This window comes from Proteiniclasticum sp. (assembly GCF_003514505.1).
Taxonomy (GTDB): Bacteria; Bacillota; Clostridia; order Clostridiales; family Clostridiaceae; genus Proteiniclasticum.
In genome coordinates this window covers 13245-34833 of the sequence record NZ_DOPX01000016.1, presented here as the reverse complement: position 1 = coordinate 34833, position 21589 = coordinate 13245, and the positions used below count along the sequence as shown (strand labels likewise).

The window sequence follows — 21589 nt, the reverse complement described above, 5'->3', positions numbered from 1 at the left end:
TTCTAAACCCCCTCGATGCTTCGCATTTGATCATTACAGAGTATAATCTCAGGCATCAGTGGACACCCTCCGAGACATAAGGATTTCTTTGAGCAAAGCTTACAGGAACTCTTTAAGATTCTTCTGAACTTCTCAAAAGCATTGCTGTTCCAGGCTTCTTCAATGGTCATTTCTCTAAGGTCAACACTATACTTTCCCCTAACATCAAAACTGCAGGGCACCATGTTCATATCTGCACTGATATAGCAGCTGAAGCGTCCTCCTTCACAGGTGTCCAGTGATTCTGGAACAATTCTTTTGCATCTTTGAATCGTTCCAGGCACTGTGCAGCTGTCCATGCCTACTTTAAAAGGATGAGGATGCTCCATGAGTCTAAAAAACTCATCAAGCTTAGAATCATAAGCATCTAGCACGTTTTCTCCAGTGCCTTGCCCTGCCGGTTTATGAAGAAGAAAGATTACAGCGTTGATTCCTTTGGGGAAATCATTATTCTTCAGTCTTACGACAGCTTCCTCTATCGTATGCTTTCCTAGTACATAGTGGACATTGGTCTTTACCCCAGCTTCTAGTAATGTAACAATGGCTTTTATGGTATAAGGACTGCGGTACCAGCTTACAGCAACAGCACCGCAGTATTTCTTTGAAATCGTCGCAATCCTTTCATTAAGACCATATCCCGAGGTAGTATAGTTTGGTACCAAATGATTCTCGACAGAAATTCTAAGAATCTCCTCAAAAGCCTCATGCTGATCTGGATCCCCTCTGCCGCCTAATGCCAACTGATTGCATCGTCCTCGGCTTTGCTCAGCGATTTTTCTAAAATCATCCACAGACATATTGGCTTTCTCCACAAAAAGCCCGTTTTGATAACACTCTATGCCTGCCTTTACACAAAGTCCTGTCTTTCCATGAATGCAATGCCCCATGATGCCAACATCTATGAGATGAGGATAAGAAGCCATAAAGGGATCTTCTCCTGTATCTTTCCCTTTATCATCCAAAATACCCGTTCGAACATAGGCTCCGGATTTGGTATTGAATGCTGTTTTAAATCGGTACTTTGTATCATGTATGATGTACTTCAATCTCTCATCTCCCTATAATCATTTGTCTCTTAACATACTCATTACTTGAGAAACGAGTCATCCATTGGAATCTGAATATCCTCCCAACCTTTCATGGCTTCTTCCATAGCACTTACTCTAGTCGTTCTAGAATCATCAGGAATGATATACAGTTCTTCTGCATAGGGATCAAAAACCTTCAATAATAGGTTATTATGTTCATCAACTTCGAGTTCTAATGTAACTTCTTTATAATTCTTATCAATTGGCACCATCTTCCAATAGTCTTCTATTCCCTTTGAGTAGTCTTTAAAAATATCGTAGATCTTTTTGAGTCTCGCATAATAGATTTCTATTTCATCAACATCCATAATTATTTTATTGTCGACAATACCATTAGAATTATTATCTTCAATCTCAATGGCACCAGGATTTGCGGCTGAACCATCAGAATCTCCTGTAGAATCCGGATCAAAGTAAATACGTAGATTATAATCCTTCGCGAGTTTCTCAGCCTCGGCTAGTGCTTCGTTATAGACACTCCAAGGGATTCCATCCTTTAACTCCATATAGAAAGACATGTTTAGAACTTCCCAATCCTTAATATGTTTATACTTATCAAATGGGTGTTTATCGATGTAGCCTCTCATAAGCTCTCCGTCTACCTCAGTAAAAACATAAGCAGTAAGCGCATCCTCTTGTTGCTCATTCGCAAAATAGGTTACATATCCTTTTAGTTTCTCATCTAATAGGATTCTAAATCTGCTGATACTGTAGTAATAAAAGTAAAAGAAAAACCCAGAATACTCTAAGTTCACCGAAATGTTTTCATGAAACTCAAGGTTTTCAATTACTTTACGCATCCCCTCTTCAGTAAACTGGAGACTTTCTAGTTTTATGACACCTTTACGATAATCTTCCGCAATATAAGTCCCAATAATCACCTTATCATCCACGGACAACTCCATTGAAAAGTTATAAAAGCTCTCGATTCTGACTCCCTGAAGAAAATCCTGAATATACTTTTTTACTGAAATTGTAAAAGCTCTGGTATCTTCATTCACATTTTTTATTGTAATAGCTTCTTTTGCTCTCATATAGTAGGACATTCTCTTCACTCCCTCACTACCTATTGGTTCACTACCGGAATAAATGTTGTCATCTTACCTGTGCAGCTCACACTCAGCTCTTTTTTAGCTCTCGTTGCTGCGACATAGAGAAGCAGTTTCTCCTGAAGCATGAGCTCTCTCTTCTCCACACCACTTTCAGCACTTTCTAGTGTTTTCTGATTCGGCATATTATTTTGATTCATGCCCATGATCATAACGCAATCAAACTCCAATCCTTTCGCACGGTGCATAGTGCTAAGCCTCACACCGCTTACGGTTTTATCATCTTTGTTGCTCTGCTTGATCTCATAGCTTCGGATACCCTTACTGGCAAGATATTCCTTAATAGAAGTAAGCTCATTCTTTGTTCTCGCTAAAATACAGATGCTTCTTTCTAATGTACCCAAAGCAGTCCACTTTTTAACCGTATCTGCTATATAGGCCAGTTCTTCCTCTTTTCTGAGAAACTCTGAAACGCTAGGAACCTTTCCTTGAGTATGGCTGATGACAGGATCAGGAGAGAAATTCTCTTCCAGAAGTAGCGGAACATCCTGAACAATCCCTTGAGCAAACCTTGCGATTTCTCCCGTGGTTCTATAGTTATGCAGAAGCTTGAACACACGATTTCCAGAGTCGATGTCCTCATCAGCCTTCTCTTCCCTCTTCTGATAAATGCGCTGCATCTGATCTCCCACCAGGTATAGGTCATTTCTCTTTTGCTCTCCTGCTATGGCTCTTAGTAGTGCTAAGGACATTTTCCTGAAATCCTGAACTTCATCGGCAATGACGCATCTGAAAAGCCCTCCGGGAAAAGACTCTTTTATATATCCTGCAAGTTTTTTCTCTGCACTGGGCGCGTCCCATTTTCTCAGTTCTTCACATCTCACTTGATACGCTTCTACCAAGGACCAGATCTCTTTCTTCTCTTTCCGGCTCAGCCCAACTCCTCTACCAATCCTTGAATGGCTGAAGTACTTAGAAAGACTTTCAACTCCTTCCTCCACAATGATTTCTTCATACTCTGTCTTCAGGAAATTCTCACTGTACTTTCCCTTGAAGCCATTTTCTGTTAGAAGTCCTTTCCATACGAAAAGCACCTCATCACCATACATGAGCTTCTGCTGTGGGAAGTAGGTTTCCAGAAGCTGTGAAATGATTTTATCCAGATTCACTACCTTAAGTCTTGAGAACCCTTGAGCTGTGAGCATTCCCTTCATCATTTCTTCCAGATCCGCCGAAAGGTTACTGGAGAAAGTAGTAAAAAGAACCTTCTCTCGTGAATCTGTATATAAGGTTTCCAGCAGATACTTCGCCCGGTGCATAGCGACCACTGACTTTCCTGTACCTGGTCCTCCAATGATCCTTACGGGTCCTTCATAATCTGCTTCTACATACTCCCTTTGTTTCGGATGTAGAAAAACCCGCCAGGAGTCAATCTCTCCATGAAGAAACTGCCTCGCCAGTTCTTCATCCTCTTCAGAAATCGAAACAAAAAACCGGTCTCTATTGATGGGCTCAGTAAGCGCATCTTCCAAACTGATTTCCTCAGCGGACTCTTGATATTCCTGATAGAGCGCATAAACTTCTTCAAACGGAATCTCTTCTAGTAGATACACTAGGTTTTCATACACCGGTGCTGGAAAAAATCGCTTAATTCCATCAAGCTGTTCTCTATTTTCCACTGCTCGAAGAGTAAATAGAATCTCTTCTTCTACACCCAGTGCTTTCAGCTGTTCATTCTCATACTGATGGAATACGCCCTTAAATCTAATTTCCTGAGGTTCTTCTCTACTCCTTTCTTCTTCCACAGTTTCTCTTGTTTCTACTAAAGTAACGGCATTGGTAGTTCTGTCATGGGTGATTCTTTTTCTTTTTGCCCATTCATAAGCGTCATCATGAGCATCCACCCAGAGTAAAAAATAGGTATTAGGAGCACTTTCATCCGGAATCCGGACAATGGCTCTGTAAGAGCCATTGACACGGACAGAACGGAGTGAAGGGTCTACTGTATTGATTTTTTCATAGTTGAGCCCTCTGGACGTAGGGTCTTGGAGGAATCTGTTGATAAAGCTGAACACGTCATCCTTCACTCTTGAAGGCAAACTTTTCGTAGATTCAAAGAAAGTCTCAGCATAGGAAATTGCTGGTCTGTTTGTTAGTACTACCATTTCTTTCCTCCAGATCTCGCCTTAAGTTCTTTCAGCAGGTGATCTTTATCCATCTCGTTTACTACAAAGATATTCCATCCGGATTCTTTAAAAGCATTCCTGCATTCTGGTGTCGCCTCTTGAGGAAGCACCGCCACCTTTTTATCATGCCAGATCATTTCTGCTTCATAACCCATGACTCCAGTTTCTTCTGATACCAAAGGGTAACCGACTTCATCAGGTGCATTAATAGTACCCTCTTTCACCATATCCCAGGCCAGGTCATAGAAATCTGAAGTGAGAAGATCTAAAGTTTCTTCCCATTCTTTTGTCAGCTTCTTCTCCTCTGGCACTTCTTTCTGTTTCTGAGACACATCACTATGCTGACTGCTTAAGAGCCACTCCAGGTAACTCTTGGCAAGACCTCTGGCCAGTACATCATGCTCCATCTGATTGCCGTAAGAACGCAGGCAGCCGTAGCAAGTGGTTTCCTTTCCACAACCGCAGTGTCCATCCACCCGTTTGAATGCTCCCTTAAGAACACTTTCCAGATTCTGATGGATCCTCTTCACGTGACCTGCACCTCCAGAGGCTTCATCAAAAAGGATCAGCACAGGATATCCATCGGACCAGTCCACACAGCCATTGATGTCGCTTCTTGAAATGCCCAGCACATCGGAAGCACCCTCCAAAATGGCATATAGGAGCGTGCTCCATTTGTCTTTTCCATCCTCATAACTGGTTGCATCAATGACTTTGTTCGGAAATCTAAGCTTCAAAACATCACTAAGAAACATGTGTCCTAGGGCTGCATTGGTGGCAAAACCATTGGGACAGTCTTTACCGAACTTATTTTTATGGGGGAATGGCTTTGTGTAATCTGTGGCGAAGCCGCATAAACTGCAGACCGCAAGTCCGGTATTGTTTTTCCCACGGTTTAGGACCACAAGTTTGCCTTGAGGTGAATACAGTGTATGAATCTCATTGCCCCCTATGGTGACCAAATCTTCTTTTCGTTCCACTTCCTCAAAGACATCCAAGTGCCCGAATCCTCCGAACTGAATCTTAGTGGAGTAGTACCTCTCAGGTCTTGTCTCTCCAACATTCTTTGGCTTTTCGCCATACATGGTGGAGAATCCAAAGATGGGTACATAGAACTTCTTTGGTTTCAAAGGATGATTGCACATACTGCAGATTTTTTCTTCCTCTTCCTCTTCCGACACGGCAATGGTATTGTCTTCCGGTATTTCTACTCTCCTGCAATAAGTGCACTCATAGTAGCGATAGCTGGGCCATTCTTTTCCTCTGACCTTGTTGAGAGCATGACTGGTCCAGATTTTTCCTGCCGCGATGATGTCACTTCCGGGGGCATATTCTGCTATGGCAAGCTTGAGATCTCTTGAAAGATCCACATCAACTGATGTATCCCGATCGTTCAGGATATCCAGCTTCACCACGTCTACTGGGAAGCCATATTTAGGAAGTACCCCAGAGCTTGCCAGAAAACTCAGTACCGATTCCGACAGAAATGTATGGATGGTACGTTGGATGGCATCGGTCTTCTTCCCTTCTTTATAGTTTCTGTCTTTTATTTCGCTTAGCATCTCGATGTCACTTTTCTTCTCTAAAATGGCATTGGTCAGCACACCTTCTTCTCCTACAAGACGGTCGATAAATGCCCATTCCTGAACTTCCAGCTTTTTGCAGAGAGTTTCGCCCAGTGCTTCTTCGATGATCACGAGAAGTTCCTCAGGCTTTTTAAGCAGCTCTTCTTTCAGGACCGTTACAACATCAATCCCTGCTTCCTGATCTTCCTGATACCCTATAAGCTGACTGACCTGTCCGTTAAAAAAGTATGGATGGTCTTTGAAAAACCATGCCATAACAATGGAGTTCAGATGTCTGTCTGCAATCTTCTCATTGGTCAGTTCAATATAAGGCGACTTGATTTTTCCGCTGATGATCTCCTGGGGATTGGCAAAATAATGAAGGTCATGGCTGCTTCTTCTGGCATAGGTGACAGAGAAGGCAGTTGAAGACGTTCGTCTTCCTGCTCGTCCTGCTCTTTGAACGTAATTGGCTGTCTCCGGTGGTACATTACGCAGAAGAATCGCTTCCAGCTGGCCCACGTCCACACCCATTTCAAAGGTAGTGGAGCAGCTGAGCACATTGACTTTCCCGCTTTCAAACTCCTTCTGGAGCTCTCCAGCCCGCTCTTTGTTCAGCTGCGCGGTATGTTCTTTCGAAATCATAGGAATGACTTTCTGATTCTGATAAATTTCCTTATAGTATGGATCATTCCTGTATTCTTCTGCAGATATGGATATCAAAGAGCCACTGCATCTGAATTCCGGACAGATATCCAGTACATTCACATGGGCAATCTTTCCACACTTCCCGCACTTGTAGATGTGATCTTGATCTTTAAGATACTCAACACGCCAGTTCTTATAGGATAGTTGATGTACCGTCCCGGCAGCTCCTTTATTCTTCGTGGAAAGCAGTCTAGATGCGAGAGGTCCATCGAGCAGGTCACAAATTTTCACAAGCATTTCAGCAGATATTTCCTTTGCTTCTTCTTCCGAATATCCTTTCTTGAGAAGCAGCTTCAGAAGGTAATCCAAGCGACGATTTCTGTGACCTGTCTTTGGAACAAAGCTCATGATGGTGCCATCTACGGTAGAACCCCCATCGTAACGGTTGAAATAGACGCTTCGGTTTCTTGGCGCAAATACATCATCGGAAGGGTCCAGAATCCCCGGGAAGCTCATGGCTCCTCCCAGTCTTAGTGTATCCAGCATCACAGAGAATACGGACTTCATTTCTTCTCCCGTCAATAAATCTTTATACCCAGGAAACCTTGGTGGCAGTTCCGGAGAGAATCTCACATAACCGCTGCCCTCTAACCCCTGGTTTCGCTCAAAGGCAAGCAGCTCTTTCATCACGAAGGTCTGAATGATCTGATCCTTTTCACCCGATGTAGGATTCTTCAGCCCTTTGAAAAGCCCAAGATCCTCAGCAGGTCGTTTCAGTTTGAGCATCAGGTCCTGTATTTCCTCTTCCCGCCCTAAGTCTCTCAGCTCCCTTAGGATGAGTCTTCTCCACATGAGCTGGTTGTATTTATTGTCCATATAGGCAGCAAAAAAAGCTGCTTCCTGTCGGTTGTCAGAGAAGACCAATAGTTTTCTGCCGATTTCTTCTGACTCTTCCTGGGACTGGCTGCCAAATAGGAACTCTTCATCAAAGAAGAACTCCTCTTCTGCCACCCTTTTCTTCACTTCTGCTTTTTCTGGCGGTATCATGCTGTAAAGACTGCTGGCTACCACATAGGTGGCTGGCTGATTCGCTGTCATAAACCTTTTGATGATGCTATTTGAAACAGCTCCGCAGGAAGTGCAGGTATTAGGGACGTGCTTTTTTGAAATCATTTTATAGACTTTAACAAGTTTTCCCTGATCTGCGACTTCGCAGCAGCGAGGTCTCTGTTTTAAGTTCGCCCGGTGCAGAGTCCCGCAGGCTGTACAAAGCTCGTATTCTTCCATGTTCTTCACATTGGCCTCAGTAAAGGCTGTCTCATCGTCATCGTATTCCAAATCGGAAGAAACCTCTTCATTTGTGAGAAGATAATACTCTGTCTTCTCATCCATCTTTGCAGGTTTCAGCTTGTTCTGCTTAGAAACACCCACCAGATACTCCTGTCCACAGTTCTGGCAGTTTGCCAGTTCAAAGACGGGCACTTCTTTTCCTTGAACCTCATCCAGTTCTTTTCTGTCCAGAAAGGTTCTTCGGTTGGGATACAGTGCAATATAGACTCCTTCCAAAGCCTTTACAAAAAGATGGTATCTCGCGGGAAGAAGTGCTGCACTATCTCGGTCTTTCTTCGCAAGAACCCCCAGTTCAATGAGAAGGATCATGCCTTCAAGTCGTTTACTCTCCTCTTCAATATCCTGAAAAACAAGATCAGCGACTTTATCCAGTGCTTTGGGCTTCGCTTCCAGCGCTCGAATCACTTCACCGATTCGAAGGTCTATGGACAGTTTGCTGTAAAGAAACTTTCCAGCCTCTTCCTGATCCATGGTCCCTGCTTTTTCTTTATAAGACTTGTAGTCTTCAAGAGTGCCTTTGACTTTCATCTCCAGGATATCAATCTTCTTCCGTTCAGAGGTGATGATATCTGATACAGTAAACTCTTCATCAAAAATATCCGACGCAAATTTGGCTAGGTCAGGAAGTGCTTCTTTATTTCCCAAAGTAGCACTGGTGGCCATACACTGGATCTTTCCCTTTTGATTATGCACAACCCTCTGTTTTAATCTACGAAGAAGCAGTGCGATTTCTGTTCCCGTTGCCCCTTTATAAGTATGAGCTTCATCTAATACAATGAACTGCCATTTGTCCGCATCTGGTCCATCAAAGAACACATTGTCCGATGGTCTGATCAGAAGGTACTCCAGCATGGCATAGTTGGTCAGAAGAATATGTGGTGGGTTCTCCCTCATCTTTTCTCTTGAAAGCCTTTCATTCTCCAGTGGCATCAAGTCCTTCAGATGGTAATCTTTTCCCTGCACGGCATAGGGATTGTTCGAACGGATTTCTTCCTCTTTCTTTTTCTTATAGGTATCCACTGCATGGGCTTCTTTCTCGATGGTTTCTCCAGTATAGCGTCCGAAGGTAATGTCTGGATAGGTTTCCAAAAGTTCCCGAAGCCTTTTCATCTGATCATTGGCCAGGGCATTCATGGGATATAGAAGAAGTGCCCGAACACCAGGACTTAAGGTGCCTTGTTCTTTTTCTCTAAGGAGGCTGTTTAAGATGGGATAAAGGAAAGATTCCGTCTTTCCGCTTCCAGTACCAGTGGCAACAATGATGTTCCGGTGATCTGTTGCTACTTTTCGGAATGCTTTCTCCTGATGGGTATAAAGGGGTCTGTCCAAATCAATGGAATGGGACATGGATCCAAACTCAGATGATGCGATTCCTTCTTTCATAAGATCTCTCAGAGTCCCTCCAGAGACGTAAGGGAGTGTCGCTTCCAAATAAGGACCTTTTACAAATCTATGACTTTTCAGCGCTTTGTATGTACTTTTCGTAATTTCTGCATCTTTAACTTTTAGGATGGACTGGAGATAGTTCTCATAGTCTCCTTTGATTTTTCGTGTAGTCTCAATGGGATTCATCGGCATATCTAGTATCTCTCCTTCAGTTGAATTTCATATACAGTTCAGAAATAATCAGATCTCTCATGACCAGTTTAGGAAATGCTCTAAAAGCATGATCCCAGAACCTATGGATCTTCCTCAAATCAGACTTTACTGGTGTATCTTTCTTGCCAGAGGCTTCCAGCATTGCTCCAACCCCTACAGAGTAGAAGAAATGGTGAGGACTTCCTGTTCCTCCATCTGTTCGTTTTTGAAGAACTTTCAATATCATTTCTTCACTTTTCATCACTTTTCTTGATAAGTCCCTCACAGGCTGTGAGAAGTTCATGGCAAGTTTCCAATGCTCCTTCTCTTTATAGTATTTATCATTCAGCCAGTGATGGCAGAGGGCTAGATAATTGGTTCCCAAAAAATCATACCCATCCGTGATCATTTCACTGAGTTTTTTCAGCTGCACTTCGTTTTTAAACGTGACGATGGCATCACCAAAATCTTCAATATTTCCCCAGAATTTTTCGGTGGCTGGAAATCCTGAATGAGGACAGCTGCATTTTCCTGTAACCACATGTTCAAAACAGTCCATCCAGCTGCTTGTTCTGCAATTCCCTCCAGGTTTGAACTGAATAGTCTTCTGAATCATCGGGGCGTTCAGGTGAAGTAGGATTTTTTGTGTATCTGCACCTGTCCGTTCTGTTCCTCCTCTAAGTGAAACAAGAATGGCCAATTTCTCATCCAGCTGCCAGAGTTTTCTTACTTCCTCTCTAGATAAAAGTGCTTTATCATTTTTCTTGACCAGGAACAGTTGGAGACTGTATTCCATTTTGATGAATTCTTCCTTGCTGATCTGTCCTTGCAGCACTCGTTTAAGCAGCAGTGCCCGATCTTCTGGTTCTATGAACCGTACATTCACTTCTGTGAAAAATTCCTGAAGTATAGATGAAGTATCTTTATCCAGATACTTTGAGTTTTGCACAATACTAACCAGTCTGTAAAATACTTCTACGTCGCTCTCCTGGAAGATATATTCTTTGCTCCTGATGCTATACATGAATTTATCATGTACTTTTTCTGTTGTTATAGGATCTCCCAAGTTTGTAAGATAGACTTCCACCCATTGGCCAATGGTCGTAAAAGACTCCAGTTTTGGTTCTTCATTTGCCTTAACATGTAGAAATTTATCCGGGTCTACAACGATGACTTTTTCTTCTTCAAAGAAAAAATCATCTTCTTCCTCTTCTACCTCCACCATATAGAGGCCACTCTCTGGGATTTTCGCACTCTTTATACCATACTTTATGATGGGTTTATTGGGATTTTGTTTGTTGGGAAACTTCAGGCTGATTATGTCGTCAGCCTCTAGGATCAAATCTTCTGCGCCAGGATTTGAAACAGAAATGAGCTTGATGGTCTTTCCTTGAACTTCCGCCTGATTTTCCCAGATTAAATAGAAGTATTCACCTTTCTTGCGATAAGTCAGATTCTTCAGCACAGCAACTTTACGGATCACTGCAAGACATAAGGGCAGATCATTTTCACCGATATAGCACATGATTCTTTGAGGGAGCTTTTCCATACGCATGGTGTCATAGAATCCATTCACCTGAATTTTCATGGATCCTTTCGGATCTTTATAGATCCTCTTCTCCTGATGAATCTCTCCTTGTCCAGATTCTAAGGTCACGCGGACATACTCTTCATCTCCATATAGGGAAAGATAGCACATCCAGTTGCCGTTGAAAACTTCAGTATCTTCAAAGTAGTGTTTCCCATAGGAAGTTTCAGCGTTGTCAGTTTCATTCCAGAATTTCCATTCAATTTTTCCGGTACGCTTCCTGAAGGGAACCTGTATTGATTTTTGATTGGACGGAAGCTGTACTATCATTTTTCCACGGATAAATGCTTTTGCACGAATGCCTTCTATCCTTAACCACCGCTGACCTCTGATATCAATGGTTTCTACCCTATATTCTCTTTCAAACTCAAACCGGACACCTTCCTTTTCCCGAATCTTCAAGGACAGGCTGTTGAGATAAGGGTTTTTTACATCATGAATGAGTTCTCCCTGATATATTATTTCTGGCACATAGTAGAAATGCAGTACACTCAGACTTCTTCCCATCTGGAGCCTCAGTTCATACTCTCCATAGCGATTCTCAAGACTTTTCTGAATATTTTTCGGGAAGCTGAACCTTGTGACATCTTCATAGTACTTCGGAATGCACTCTTCCAATGGAAATTCTTCTTTATGGTTTGTGGTTCTGTTCCTGATGGTGAGTTTCCAGGTTTTATAATGCATGGATTCGAGACTGGTCCTTTGTTCTGCCACTTCAATCATCGGAAGTGACACATACACAGGCACACCAACGTCTTCGTAGTCCTCATCAAAAAGAGTGGAAAGCTGTACCAGACTGACATCTATCATTCGCTTCACGTCCACTTGACGGAATTCGCCATCATATCTCAGTTGGACCTTTAATAGTTCTTCTTGGGGCATGACAAATTCTGCCCGATAGTCCTTCCACTTTAGCGGTAAGTCCAGCTGTTGGTGAATCGTGAGGGATTCTTTTCTATCAATGACTACCTCTTTATGATGTAAGAAGATGTTTCCTTTTTGAGTAAAATAGAGCTGCTGTGTAGATTTGGCATCTCCTGAAAAGATAAGAGAAGGAACTTCATCATGCAGACCAGAAATGGTCCACGGTCTGTATACTTCAGAGGCTGTATTATCAGCATTGTACATGGTGACAGTATAGGATGACGATGGAGGTACTGGAAGGATGTGTTCTTCAATCTTGTACACTCTATTTTCCATGTATACTGGGGACATGATCTCCATGATTTCTTCCGTGTCTTCACATTCAATTTTCCAGAGCACCACATCGATGCTTTCATCGCTGATGTTTTGTGGAGGCAGCTTGATACAGACGCCTTTAAGTTCATCAAAAACAAGCTTGGGAGAAATATAATATAAGTTTTTAGAATCAACGCCTTTTCCTTGCGTCTTTCTGATTTTTTTCCAATGGAAAAACTCCTCCAGATAACGCGGATTGAATTCATGATCTGCTGGATATTCTTCTAGAGCATCATACTCATCTGCTGCTTCAATAATATTTCGGATTTCGTTGATAAACTCCAACGCCATTTGGGTATTCTTGAAATAACGAACACTCGTCATATCGAAGATGCTTGTTCTGGTTCTTACCTCATCACAGAACTCCTCTTCACTGAAGTATGGTGAGCCGATGGTATAGTATAGAGCGTCATACATTTTTCTCACAGAGAAGTTCGGCATTCCAGCCTGATATAGGATCGGTGTAATGTATTTCAGACCACCATCTTCAACAATTTCAAGCTTCTGGACTTCAAAAATATACTTGATAAATGAACCAATTTTTGACTGTATGGGTCCAGTATTATCAACGCCAAACTCTTCGAACCATGGTGCCCAGACGGCACTGCCGTCATAGTCATAAAGTACAAATCGAATAATATCCGTAATAAAACAGTACGGATATCGTCTGAACATATTGTAAAACTCTCGATCCCCCTCTTCTTCTTTAACATAAGCAAGGAGCAGTTCATGCACTTTATCATAGTCTTCTTTGGTGTATGGCAGATCACCCCAAAGACTGCAATCATCTACTAGACTTTTTATGTTTTTCTCCAATAGCTTTATAGCGCTGCTTGTTCTCGAAATGGTTCCATGTTCCAACATTTTCTCCCCCTTAATTATTTGTAAACGAATACATAGTGATTAAAAAAATTGAGTACGTATACTTATTGTGATATACCCACTCTATCAAATTAACTGTCCATTTTTCAGTACAGATCTATCGCCATTTCTTACATCGGTACATAAAAAAACTCCTGCTGATTCCAGGTACGGATCAGTAAGAGTTCTCTATGTTTTGTGCAAACATGATTCTAATAAAATATGATCCATAACTCTTCTGATTATTTTACTCTAGTAAGAGTTACTCTGAGTTCTTCAGAAAGCTCATTCTAGATATATTTTAATTCAGTTAATCATATTTTATAATATTTTGACTATTTTTACAACGCGGTTAGCGATAAGTCTATTGGAATTTAGATGCTAGATTAGATCTTTACATTATCTAATCTAGCATTCAATCAATTCTCTTCAGCTATGGTCATTTAGGATATGATACGGTGAACCGTACCATAAATAAGTGCGGTTATTACTTTTCAACCTAGATTATTCACGTGATAACTCAATACCATCTAATAAGTTAGTTAAATCGCAAAAAACTGCTAATCTCACTCAAGTATCTTGACTTCCCCCGAAGAGTTGATAAATACCAATTTGGGATCACCTTGTAAGTTTTGAGCTTTTAAAACAAAGTAATTTGCAGGAATCACAGTACTAAAATAAATGCCATTAAGTGAAATTTCTTTGTGGTTTTCGTTATCTATTTTCACAATTTCATTATGCCAATTATTACTCAAAATTCGATAAATATTAAGCTTGTCACCAAATAACTCAAAAATATCTTTTTGGATTTCTTCACTAACTTGGTACCCAAGGATAATACCAGTAATTGCATCTTTAAAATCATGTAAGTAATACTCTACTTCCTTTTCTTTAAAATGAAGCGCAATACGATACTCATCCTCACCTCTCCATGATAGGGATTTAGTAAAGAAGAAGTTATCATAATACTTCATTGTTTGATTTTTCATTATCTCATTCAGTCCATGAAGACTAATCTGATGAAATGATACCGCAAAAGGATCTTCCATTTTGTTGAAGTAATTATTCGAATACGTTACACTTCCATGAAATACATTAAACTCACTTAATTTAGAAAGACTATTCATCAATTTTTCATGGTCAAAAATGATACATATCCCTTTATGTTTATCCCCATATTGATCCCACATTCGCATATCAAAATAAGCACGATCAAATTCATTAATATCTGTTTCATAAGTGATATGTGGTTCATTTTTAAAACAAGCGATTAACCAATATGATTTAACATACCTGTCGATTTCTTCAAAAATACTTGAGTTTATTCTAAGATAACTAGTATCAGTTACTTCATCATAGAATTTAAAAGGCCAACTACTTGCTTCCTTAGGATCATTCATGTTATATAAGTTATTAAACTTTAATCGATTATATTTTAAAATATAGTTTAATAAAGTATCCACAGAAGTAAAATGATATAGATTTTTATTGTTTAATGACATATATTCACCTCAATACGGCCCCCCGAAATACCCTCATTTAATTTCAGACCATCAGTATACTTACTACTAAAGCCTAAATAACTATGACATAATCAGTTTTTTAGAAGGTGTTTATTACGTTGCACTAACTGGAACATACCATTTCTCAGATATTTTAGCATTATGGCTATCTGTAGGCGGATTAGCTCGTTCAAATTTTGCAAGAGTGGGTAGATTAATTGCACTACCAAATATTAATGCATTCCCTGTTTGTAAATATGTTAGCCGATTAATAATCCCCTCACTAATATATGGTACCATTCTAGAAATATAACTGAGATCATCAGGATTTTGAACTCGATGAATAATAAAATTACTACACTGAGAAACTACCGTCTTTGATAACTCACTGGGGCGCTGAGACGAAATTCCAAGAAGCAGACCGTATTTTCTTCCTTCTTTAGCTACTCTTTCAAAAATATTATAGTTCAATGCTCCAGAGTGACTTTCATTCCGTACAAACCTATGAGCTTCTTCAATGATTAAATTTATAGGCATATCGGCTTTCCTAATCATTTTCTTCAGAAAATCGAAAATTAGTTTTGTAATAACTTTTACTACTACTTCACTTGAAGAATCATCTAGGTTGCTAATATCAATATTCACTATCTGATTTCTTCCCAGAATACTTTTTATATAACCTTCAATACTAGTATGTTGAGTCTTCGTTAGTATTCTACCTTGATCACTATCAATCAATGATTGTAGCCTAGTTGTGAGAGTTGCTGTATATTCCTGTATTCTTTGAGAACTTATACTTCCCTCATACAAGACTGCAAAATTGACCGCCTTACTAAAATCATTAATATCATAAATAACATTTTTTGATTTCGATAGAATCTCACCAACATTGTCAACAATCATTTCTTCACAGAATTGTTGAAGACTCTCAATATCCCTAAACTTTCCAAAATCAATAATTAGTAAATCTCTAATGCTTTTATTATTTTCTCCAATAACTGTATTCAAATTGAACTCCGTTGTTGAAAAAGTAGTTATTATTGATTTTAGCTTATCGCTCTTAGAGGGTGATGAATCTGAGCTATTGAGAACTCCCATTATTGTCGATGCAAGTATATGGTTTTTAAGAATATTGTCTTTATTTTCAGGATCATAAAATATTCGGGCTAATTCAATAGCTCTTTTAATTATGGGTATCTGCGTTTTTTCAGAAGCATTTAATAGGACTGCCCAATCATCGACACTTAACGCCCATACAGGCAACTCAAGATATTTTCCTTCTACACTCTCAGCATCTGTTGTAAGGCAATTAATTTCAATGTCAGGATTATTACTATTCAACTCGCATATTGAGGATTCATACTCGCCATTCGAATCAATTACTATGAACTTGGCTCCATAAGCAGAATTACTTTGCTTTTGAAAAACATTTTGAATTATTCTTGCAACAGTATTAGATTTACCTGCCCCTGTATTTCCAAATACTGAAAAGTGAAATCCAAAAAACTTATCTATATTAATCTTAACATCATAATCCGGGAATATTACGGAAGATCCCAATGTTAATGAAGTAGCCCTCGTAAGGTTTTTCTCTTCATCAATGACAACTTCATGATTATCAATCTCCAGCATCTTCCAAAGATCAGACTCCGTAATAATACTTATCTCTGAAAAGATAAAAGGCATTTTTGAAACACCAAATACAAACTCATCTCCTGATATCTCACCAATAAGATTCAAGTTTACCAGCCTATTACTATTAGGCTTACTCATTTTTTCAACACCAATGAATTTCTTCTCATCTATTGAGATAATCTCAGCAATAATTTTACGATCTGTTTCTTCGATCGAAACGTAGGAGCCTATCTCACCAACAAATCTAATGCCATCTACAGTGTTCACATAGTTACCAATATTGGGATACAACTCTGCGACAATCCAATTGCTACTGATAGTAACAACTCGACCAATATTACGATTTGTCATATCAACTATCTCCCTTTATAACTGACTCAATTACTTTGAATTTCTCCTGTAGTTCAACATGTTCTTTTATGTCATCTTGTATATCAGGCAGCAATTTTTTAACAAAGTTATCAAAATAATGAATTTTTTCATTAGAATTAATAATCCATATTCTACTATCGTTAACTGATATTAATTTTTGAATATTTTCTCCACTCCCTAGTATAACCAATCGAAAACTAGGTACTGATAACATATTTAAAATTATTCTATTAATATGATCATCAGAAAAGCTATATCCTAATGTTATTAAGATGCTATTATTTTTCATAAGACATTGTTGCATATTTCTCATCAAATCAGAATATGGAGTCATAAGTGTTGTTCGATCTTTTAGTGGTGTTGGGTAAATCATAACTGTTTCGTCCGTAATGTTCTCAATTGGTTTTTCGATTACAACAGAATCTTTATTAACCCAATTAATTGATCCATGGATTTTATACAAATTATAAAAATTAGAGATCCGATCCCATACATCACTATTTAGGTTCATATTTTCCACAAAAGCATAGTTGTATGAAATGGGATTAAACTTGCGTTCATATGTTCCAGTAAAACCATTATTATAAAAGAATCCTAGCTCATCGAGTGCTCGCTCTGTATATAAATCATAATTAGTAGTGAAAATGTTAATTGGACTACGTCTATTTTTCCTTAAAATCTTAAGGTAGAACTCTTTGTATATGTCGTTAGTATCTTCGCATTTCATACCTTCAACAATTTGAACTCGAATAAATTCTTGAACCAATTTAATTTTGGCATCTATCTCACGCTCAATCTCACTAACATGATTGACTGAACGAACAGAAATCATGTAGTCAATCATACTTTCAAGATTATCTTCAAAATGATGCTGCAACTTTTCTCCTTGCACTGAAAAATCACTATTTGATTCAAAAAAACGTTTAGCAAGCGTAAACATTGTTGGAATTGATTTCTCTTCGCCATCAACAACATAGCTCGAACAACCCGAGCCAATAAGAAAATTTAGATTCTCAATTTGAAGACATTGTGCGATTTCTTTTTTCATTGCATCAATTGAAGCTACGGTTTTATGCTTACCCCTGTAAAATACTATTTCTTCCAAATCAATCCCCCCTAAGCTTGGTCTTAATACATGTCCATTTGTATTGTTTATGACATCTTTCAATATCGTTTAACAGCATTTCAACAATTGTTACTTTCAGTACAATTGCTACTGTAATGATTTAATCAAGTTACATGCCTCATCATGGAAAAGATCTGTAGTAACTGATATAGAATATGGATCGAGCTCTTCAACAAACTTAATAACGTTCACTTCTATCTCATCACTTGGTTCTAGAAACAAAAGCGGTTCATCCATAGTATCATCAAAATCGGTAATGAAATCAGTGTTAATTCTTGTTGTAGTATATTTCTTCAACCCATTTTCTAGCATCTTGAGCTCGACAATATCAAGTAATACTTCATCTTCATTTTGAATAAGGTGTACTTCAACAATCTCAGGTTTTAGATATTCACTGTACTTATTTCTTAACAGTTGTAAAAACTCGATTGAACAATATTTCTCTGACATATTTATCCCCCATTTCATTTTACTCAATTGTCTTAATTTTTAAGATCTAAGTTTATATTTATACAACTTAAGTATCTATTGAATTCACTAGTCCCTTGAGTTCCTTTACTTCTTCTAGGTTTAGTGTGCTTTCTTTACCCATCTTCTCTTGTTTTGGAGAACACACACGTATATCGTATTCAGTTCTCTATCATTCCAACTAATCAAATTCATATCCTTAGTTCATCCTTTGGGACTTTCTGAAAGTACTCCAAAGGTTTCTTTGGTTTCAAACTTAATATCAGGCATTAACTTATCTCTTCCTTTTCATAATTCTATTTTGGGGAAATCGTAGAGATTTTCCCACTCGAGATGTATATTCACCTATTTACCAACTTCTTTGTAAAAGGTAACATCTCTTCTATCTTATCAACAATCCGTTTTTGTTCTTCTAATGGTGCTAATGGGAAAAGAGCTAGTTTACCATCTTCTGTTCCTAGCCTTGGCATCTTTACTCCATAAGAACACTTAACTGTATAGTTGATAAAATAAGGACTCATAAGTACTATCTGAGCATACTTATTAAAAATATGCCTTCCAAAGTCTAGTGGTAAAATTTCCGAGGTAGAATATCCATCTTCATCAGCAACAACGACCTTATTTAAATACGGACGTAGCTTACTGTATAAAACATCACCTTTTTTAAAGATGTGTTTACTACTTGTAGACTTCAAGTCTTTCATAGTTTTCTTATTTATGATTCTTCCCGAGTCTTTCTCGATATCTTCTAAATCAAGAATCCATGCATCTTTAGGAATGTTCTTAGCTGATATTGAGTTGCACTTCCCATAATCGCATAAATCTCCTAACCTAATCCATTTCCAATTCTCTGGAATATCAAATGGAATCTCATCCTCTGTTATCTCAGGAAGCGCTTTGGTAGTTTTAATCTTGCCTTCCTTAATCAACTTTTTGTTCTCTTCTTGAATCTGCTTATAAAGGTCTTCTGCAGTTCCATCTTCTTCTCGCTGCTCCACTAGCTTGCCTTGCATAGCATATTGCAAAATAGACTTTTGCATATTTTCAGGGAACTTTTTATTCAGCTCCTCCACTTCAGAATAGGCTACATCGTATTTATCTACATAAGGCATCAGCTCTTCAATCTTTGCTACGATACGCTTTTGTTCTTCTAGTGGAGGTAGGGGAACGACTGTTAGACTAAACTCGTTGCCAGATATTTCCTTGAAGGTAGTACCGGAAGCTCTACTGATAATCTCGTTAGTTCTTGCAATTAAGCAGTAGTATATATACTCATTAATTCTGGGTTCATATGGCACGAAAGACTTAAATCCTTGGTTTGTAGCAAGAGCATTATTTGAGATTGCAATATATCCTATAGGCGCACGACTCGAGTATATAATTGTTCCTTTTGGCATTAATTGTGCAGAGGACCCTTTTAACCCTTTTTCAGTGATAAAGCGTTCTCCATTTTCAACATACTTACCTAATACAAATTTCATATCAGCAGGAGTCAACCAAGGAATATTTCCTCCGTTCCAAAACTCACAATTTCCAGTTTTAGGCGTTCCCCCTCCAACTATCTGTCCAATTTCGCCTAACCTAACCCATTCCCAACTTTCTGGAATATCAAAAGGAATCTCGACTTCTTTGATTTCAGGAAATGCTTTCTGCTTTTTAATTTTACCTTCTTTAATTAGCTGCTTATTTTCAGCTTCTATCTTTTTTAATAGTTCCTTCGCAGTACCTTCCTCTTCACGCTGTTCTACAAGCTTTCCCTGTATGGCGAGTTGAAGAATGCTTTTCTTTAAGTCCTGTGCATTCATTTAATTACCTCCAAGCATAGAAGTAATCTGTTCTAGTACGTGATCAATTTCTGCATTGAGGGATGTTCTCTTCTCTTGATATTCTAGAATCAAGTCCATTGGTTCAAGGATTACATCTTCCTCATGAGGGAAACCGCAAAGATCAATGTTGTAGTTTCTTTCTACAATTTCATCAACTGTGTATCGCTTTGCTTTAGGGAATCCATCCACTTCGATTTCTTCTCTGCCCTCCCACCAGCTTAAGGCATCATTGAAGTGCTCCAGCTTCATTGGTCTGGTTTTGGAGAAGTTCTTGTAACCTTCCGGCATATCCAAGCGATAAAACCAAGTTTCTTTTGTAGGCTCTGTATTATCAAAGAATAGGATATTTGTTCTAATTGATGTGTAAGGTGCAAAGACGCTATGTGGCATTCTCACCACTGTATGAAGATTAAACTCATCAAACAGTTTTTTCTTGATATTGAATTTCCCATTATCTGTACCAAACAAGAACCCATCGGGAATGATTACAGCACATCTACCATTTTTCTTTAGCCTATACATGATCACATTCATAAACAGATCTGCTGTTTCAGAGCTTCTTAACTCAGTTGGGAAGTTAGACTTCACGCTATCTTTTTCACTTCCACCGTAAGGAGGATTCATCAGTATAACGTCGAAAGGTTCCATCTTTCTCATATCTTTGTAATCCATCTCTAGTGCATTACCATGTAAGATATTAGGATCATCAATATCGTGAATCAGCATATTGGTAACACATAGCATATGTGGAAGCGCCTTCTTTTCAATACCATACACAGACTTATTGTAGATTTCTCGATTCTCCAGTGAGTTTTCTACTTGAGTTTCTAGCTCCTTTAAAGCGGAAGTCAAGAAACCACCGGTACCACAGGCAAAATCTGCAATCTTATCACCAAGGACAGGTTTCACCACTTTCACCATAAAGTCTGTCACCGCTCTTGGTGTATAGAACTCACCTGCATTACCGGCACTCTGAAGATCTTTCAGGAAGGACTCATATATAGTACCAAACTCATGACGTTCCTTGTATTCTGTAAAGTCAATCTCATCAATGATGTTGACCACTTGTCTCAGTAGCACCCCATCCTTCTGATAGTTGTTGGCATCCTCAAAGGCATAGCGGACAATGACTTGACTCATGGGTGTGTTTTCATCAATCTCCAGATTCTTAAAGGTTGGGAATAGGGTGTTGTTGACAAAATCAAGGAGAGCATCTCCTGTGAGTGCCTCCCCATCTTTTCTATCCACTGCCCAATCTCTCCACTTAAGCCCTTTTGGAATAATGGATGTATAGTTATCATTTAACAGTTCCCATGTTTCTTCTTTTGCATCATATATTTTCAGAAACAGAATCCAAACAATCTGCTCAATTCTTTGGGCATCACCATTGACACCTGAGTCATTTCTCATCACATCTTGGATTCTTTTTACAAAGTTACTAATCACCATTTTATCTTACCTGCTTTCTC

Annotated in this window: 11 protein-coding genes and 1 pseudogene; all 12 read right to left on the bottom strand. The window is 39.0% G+C overall.

The window, feature by feature from the left end; translation table 11 throughout:
- Positions 1-2: 2 nt before the first annotated feature.
- The 12 genes and pseudogenes from DEF30_RS04720 to DEF30_RS04665 all read right to left on the bottom strand — a co-directional run bounded on the left by DEF30_RS04720 (position 3) and on the right by DEF30_RS04665 (position 21569).
- Positions 3-1085, bottom strand: coding sequence for a radical SAM/SPASM domain-containing protein (locus DEF30_RS04720; protein WP_294096991.1), 1083 nt, complete (start codon positions 1083-1085; stop codon positions 3-5).
- Positions 1086-1126: 41 nt separating this feature from the next.
- Positions 1127-2161: a hypothetical protein gene (locus tag DEF30_RS04715; protein WP_294096989.1), complete on the bottom strand. Its 1035-nt coding sequence runs from the start codon at positions 2159-2161 to the stop codon at positions 1127-1129.
- A 32-nt stretch (positions 2162-2193) separates the two neighbouring features.
- Entirely contained in the window at positions 2194-4341 is a 2148-nt protein-coding gene (locus tag DEF30_RS04710) for a 3'-5' exonuclease (protein WP_294096987.1), read from the bottom strand.
- On the bottom strand, positions 4335-9503 hold the full coding sequence (locus DEF30_RS04705; RefSeq protein WP_294096985.1) for a DEAD/DEAH box helicase: 5169 nt from the start codon (positions 9501-9503) through the stop codon (positions 4335-4337). Before DEF30_RS04705 ends, DEF30_RS04710 begins: the two co-directional genes overlap by 7 nt.
- Positions 9504-9519: 16 nt before the next feature.
- On the bottom strand, positions 9520-13194 hold the full coding sequence (locus DEF30_RS04700) for a hypothetical protein (RefSeq protein WP_294096983.1): 3675 nt from the start codon (positions 13192-13194) through the stop codon (positions 9520-9522).
- Positions 13195-13757: 563 nt separating this feature from the next.
- Positions 13758-14693 (bottom strand): DUF2971 domain-containing protein, encoded by a 936-nt coding sequence (locus DEF30_RS04695; protein WP_294096981.1) that lies wholly within the window; start codon positions 14691-14693, stop codon positions 13758-13760.
- Positions 14694-14807: 114 nt separating this feature from the next.
- Positions 14808-16679 (bottom strand): DUF87 domain-containing protein, encoded by a 1872-nt coding sequence (locus DEF30_RS04690; RefSeq protein ID WP_294096979.1) that lies wholly within the window; start codon positions 16677-16679, stop codon positions 14808-14810.
- A gap of 1 nt (position 16680) precedes the next feature.
- Positions 16681-17805 carry an SIR2 family protein gene (locus DEF30_RS04685; protein ID WP_294096977.1) on the bottom strand — a complete coding sequence of 375 codons (1125 nt, stop codon included), beginning with the start codon at positions 17803-17805 and terminating at the stop codon, positions 16681-16683.
- 108 nt (positions 17806-17913) lie between these two features.
- A complete protein-coding gene (locus tag DEF30_RS04680; protein WP_294096976.1) occupies positions 17914-18276 on the bottom strand; it encodes a hypothetical protein in 363 nt (120 codons plus the stop codon).
- A 67-nt stretch (positions 18277-18343) separates the two neighbouring features.
- A pseudogene (locus DEF30_RS04675) lies at positions 18344-18564 on the bottom strand (hypothetical protein).
- A 71-nt stretch (positions 18565-18635) separates the two neighbouring features.
- Entirely contained in the window at positions 18636-20099 is a 1464-nt protein-coding gene (locus tag DEF30_RS04670; RefSeq protein ID WP_294096974.1) for a restriction endonuclease subunit S, read from the bottom strand.
- Positions 20100-21569: a class I SAM-dependent DNA methyltransferase gene (locus DEF30_RS04665; protein WP_294096972.1), complete on the bottom strand. Its 1470-nt coding sequence runs from the start codon at positions 21567-21569 to the stop codon at positions 20100-20102. It abuts the gene before it with no gap.
- Positions 21570-21589 lie beyond the last annotated feature (20 nt).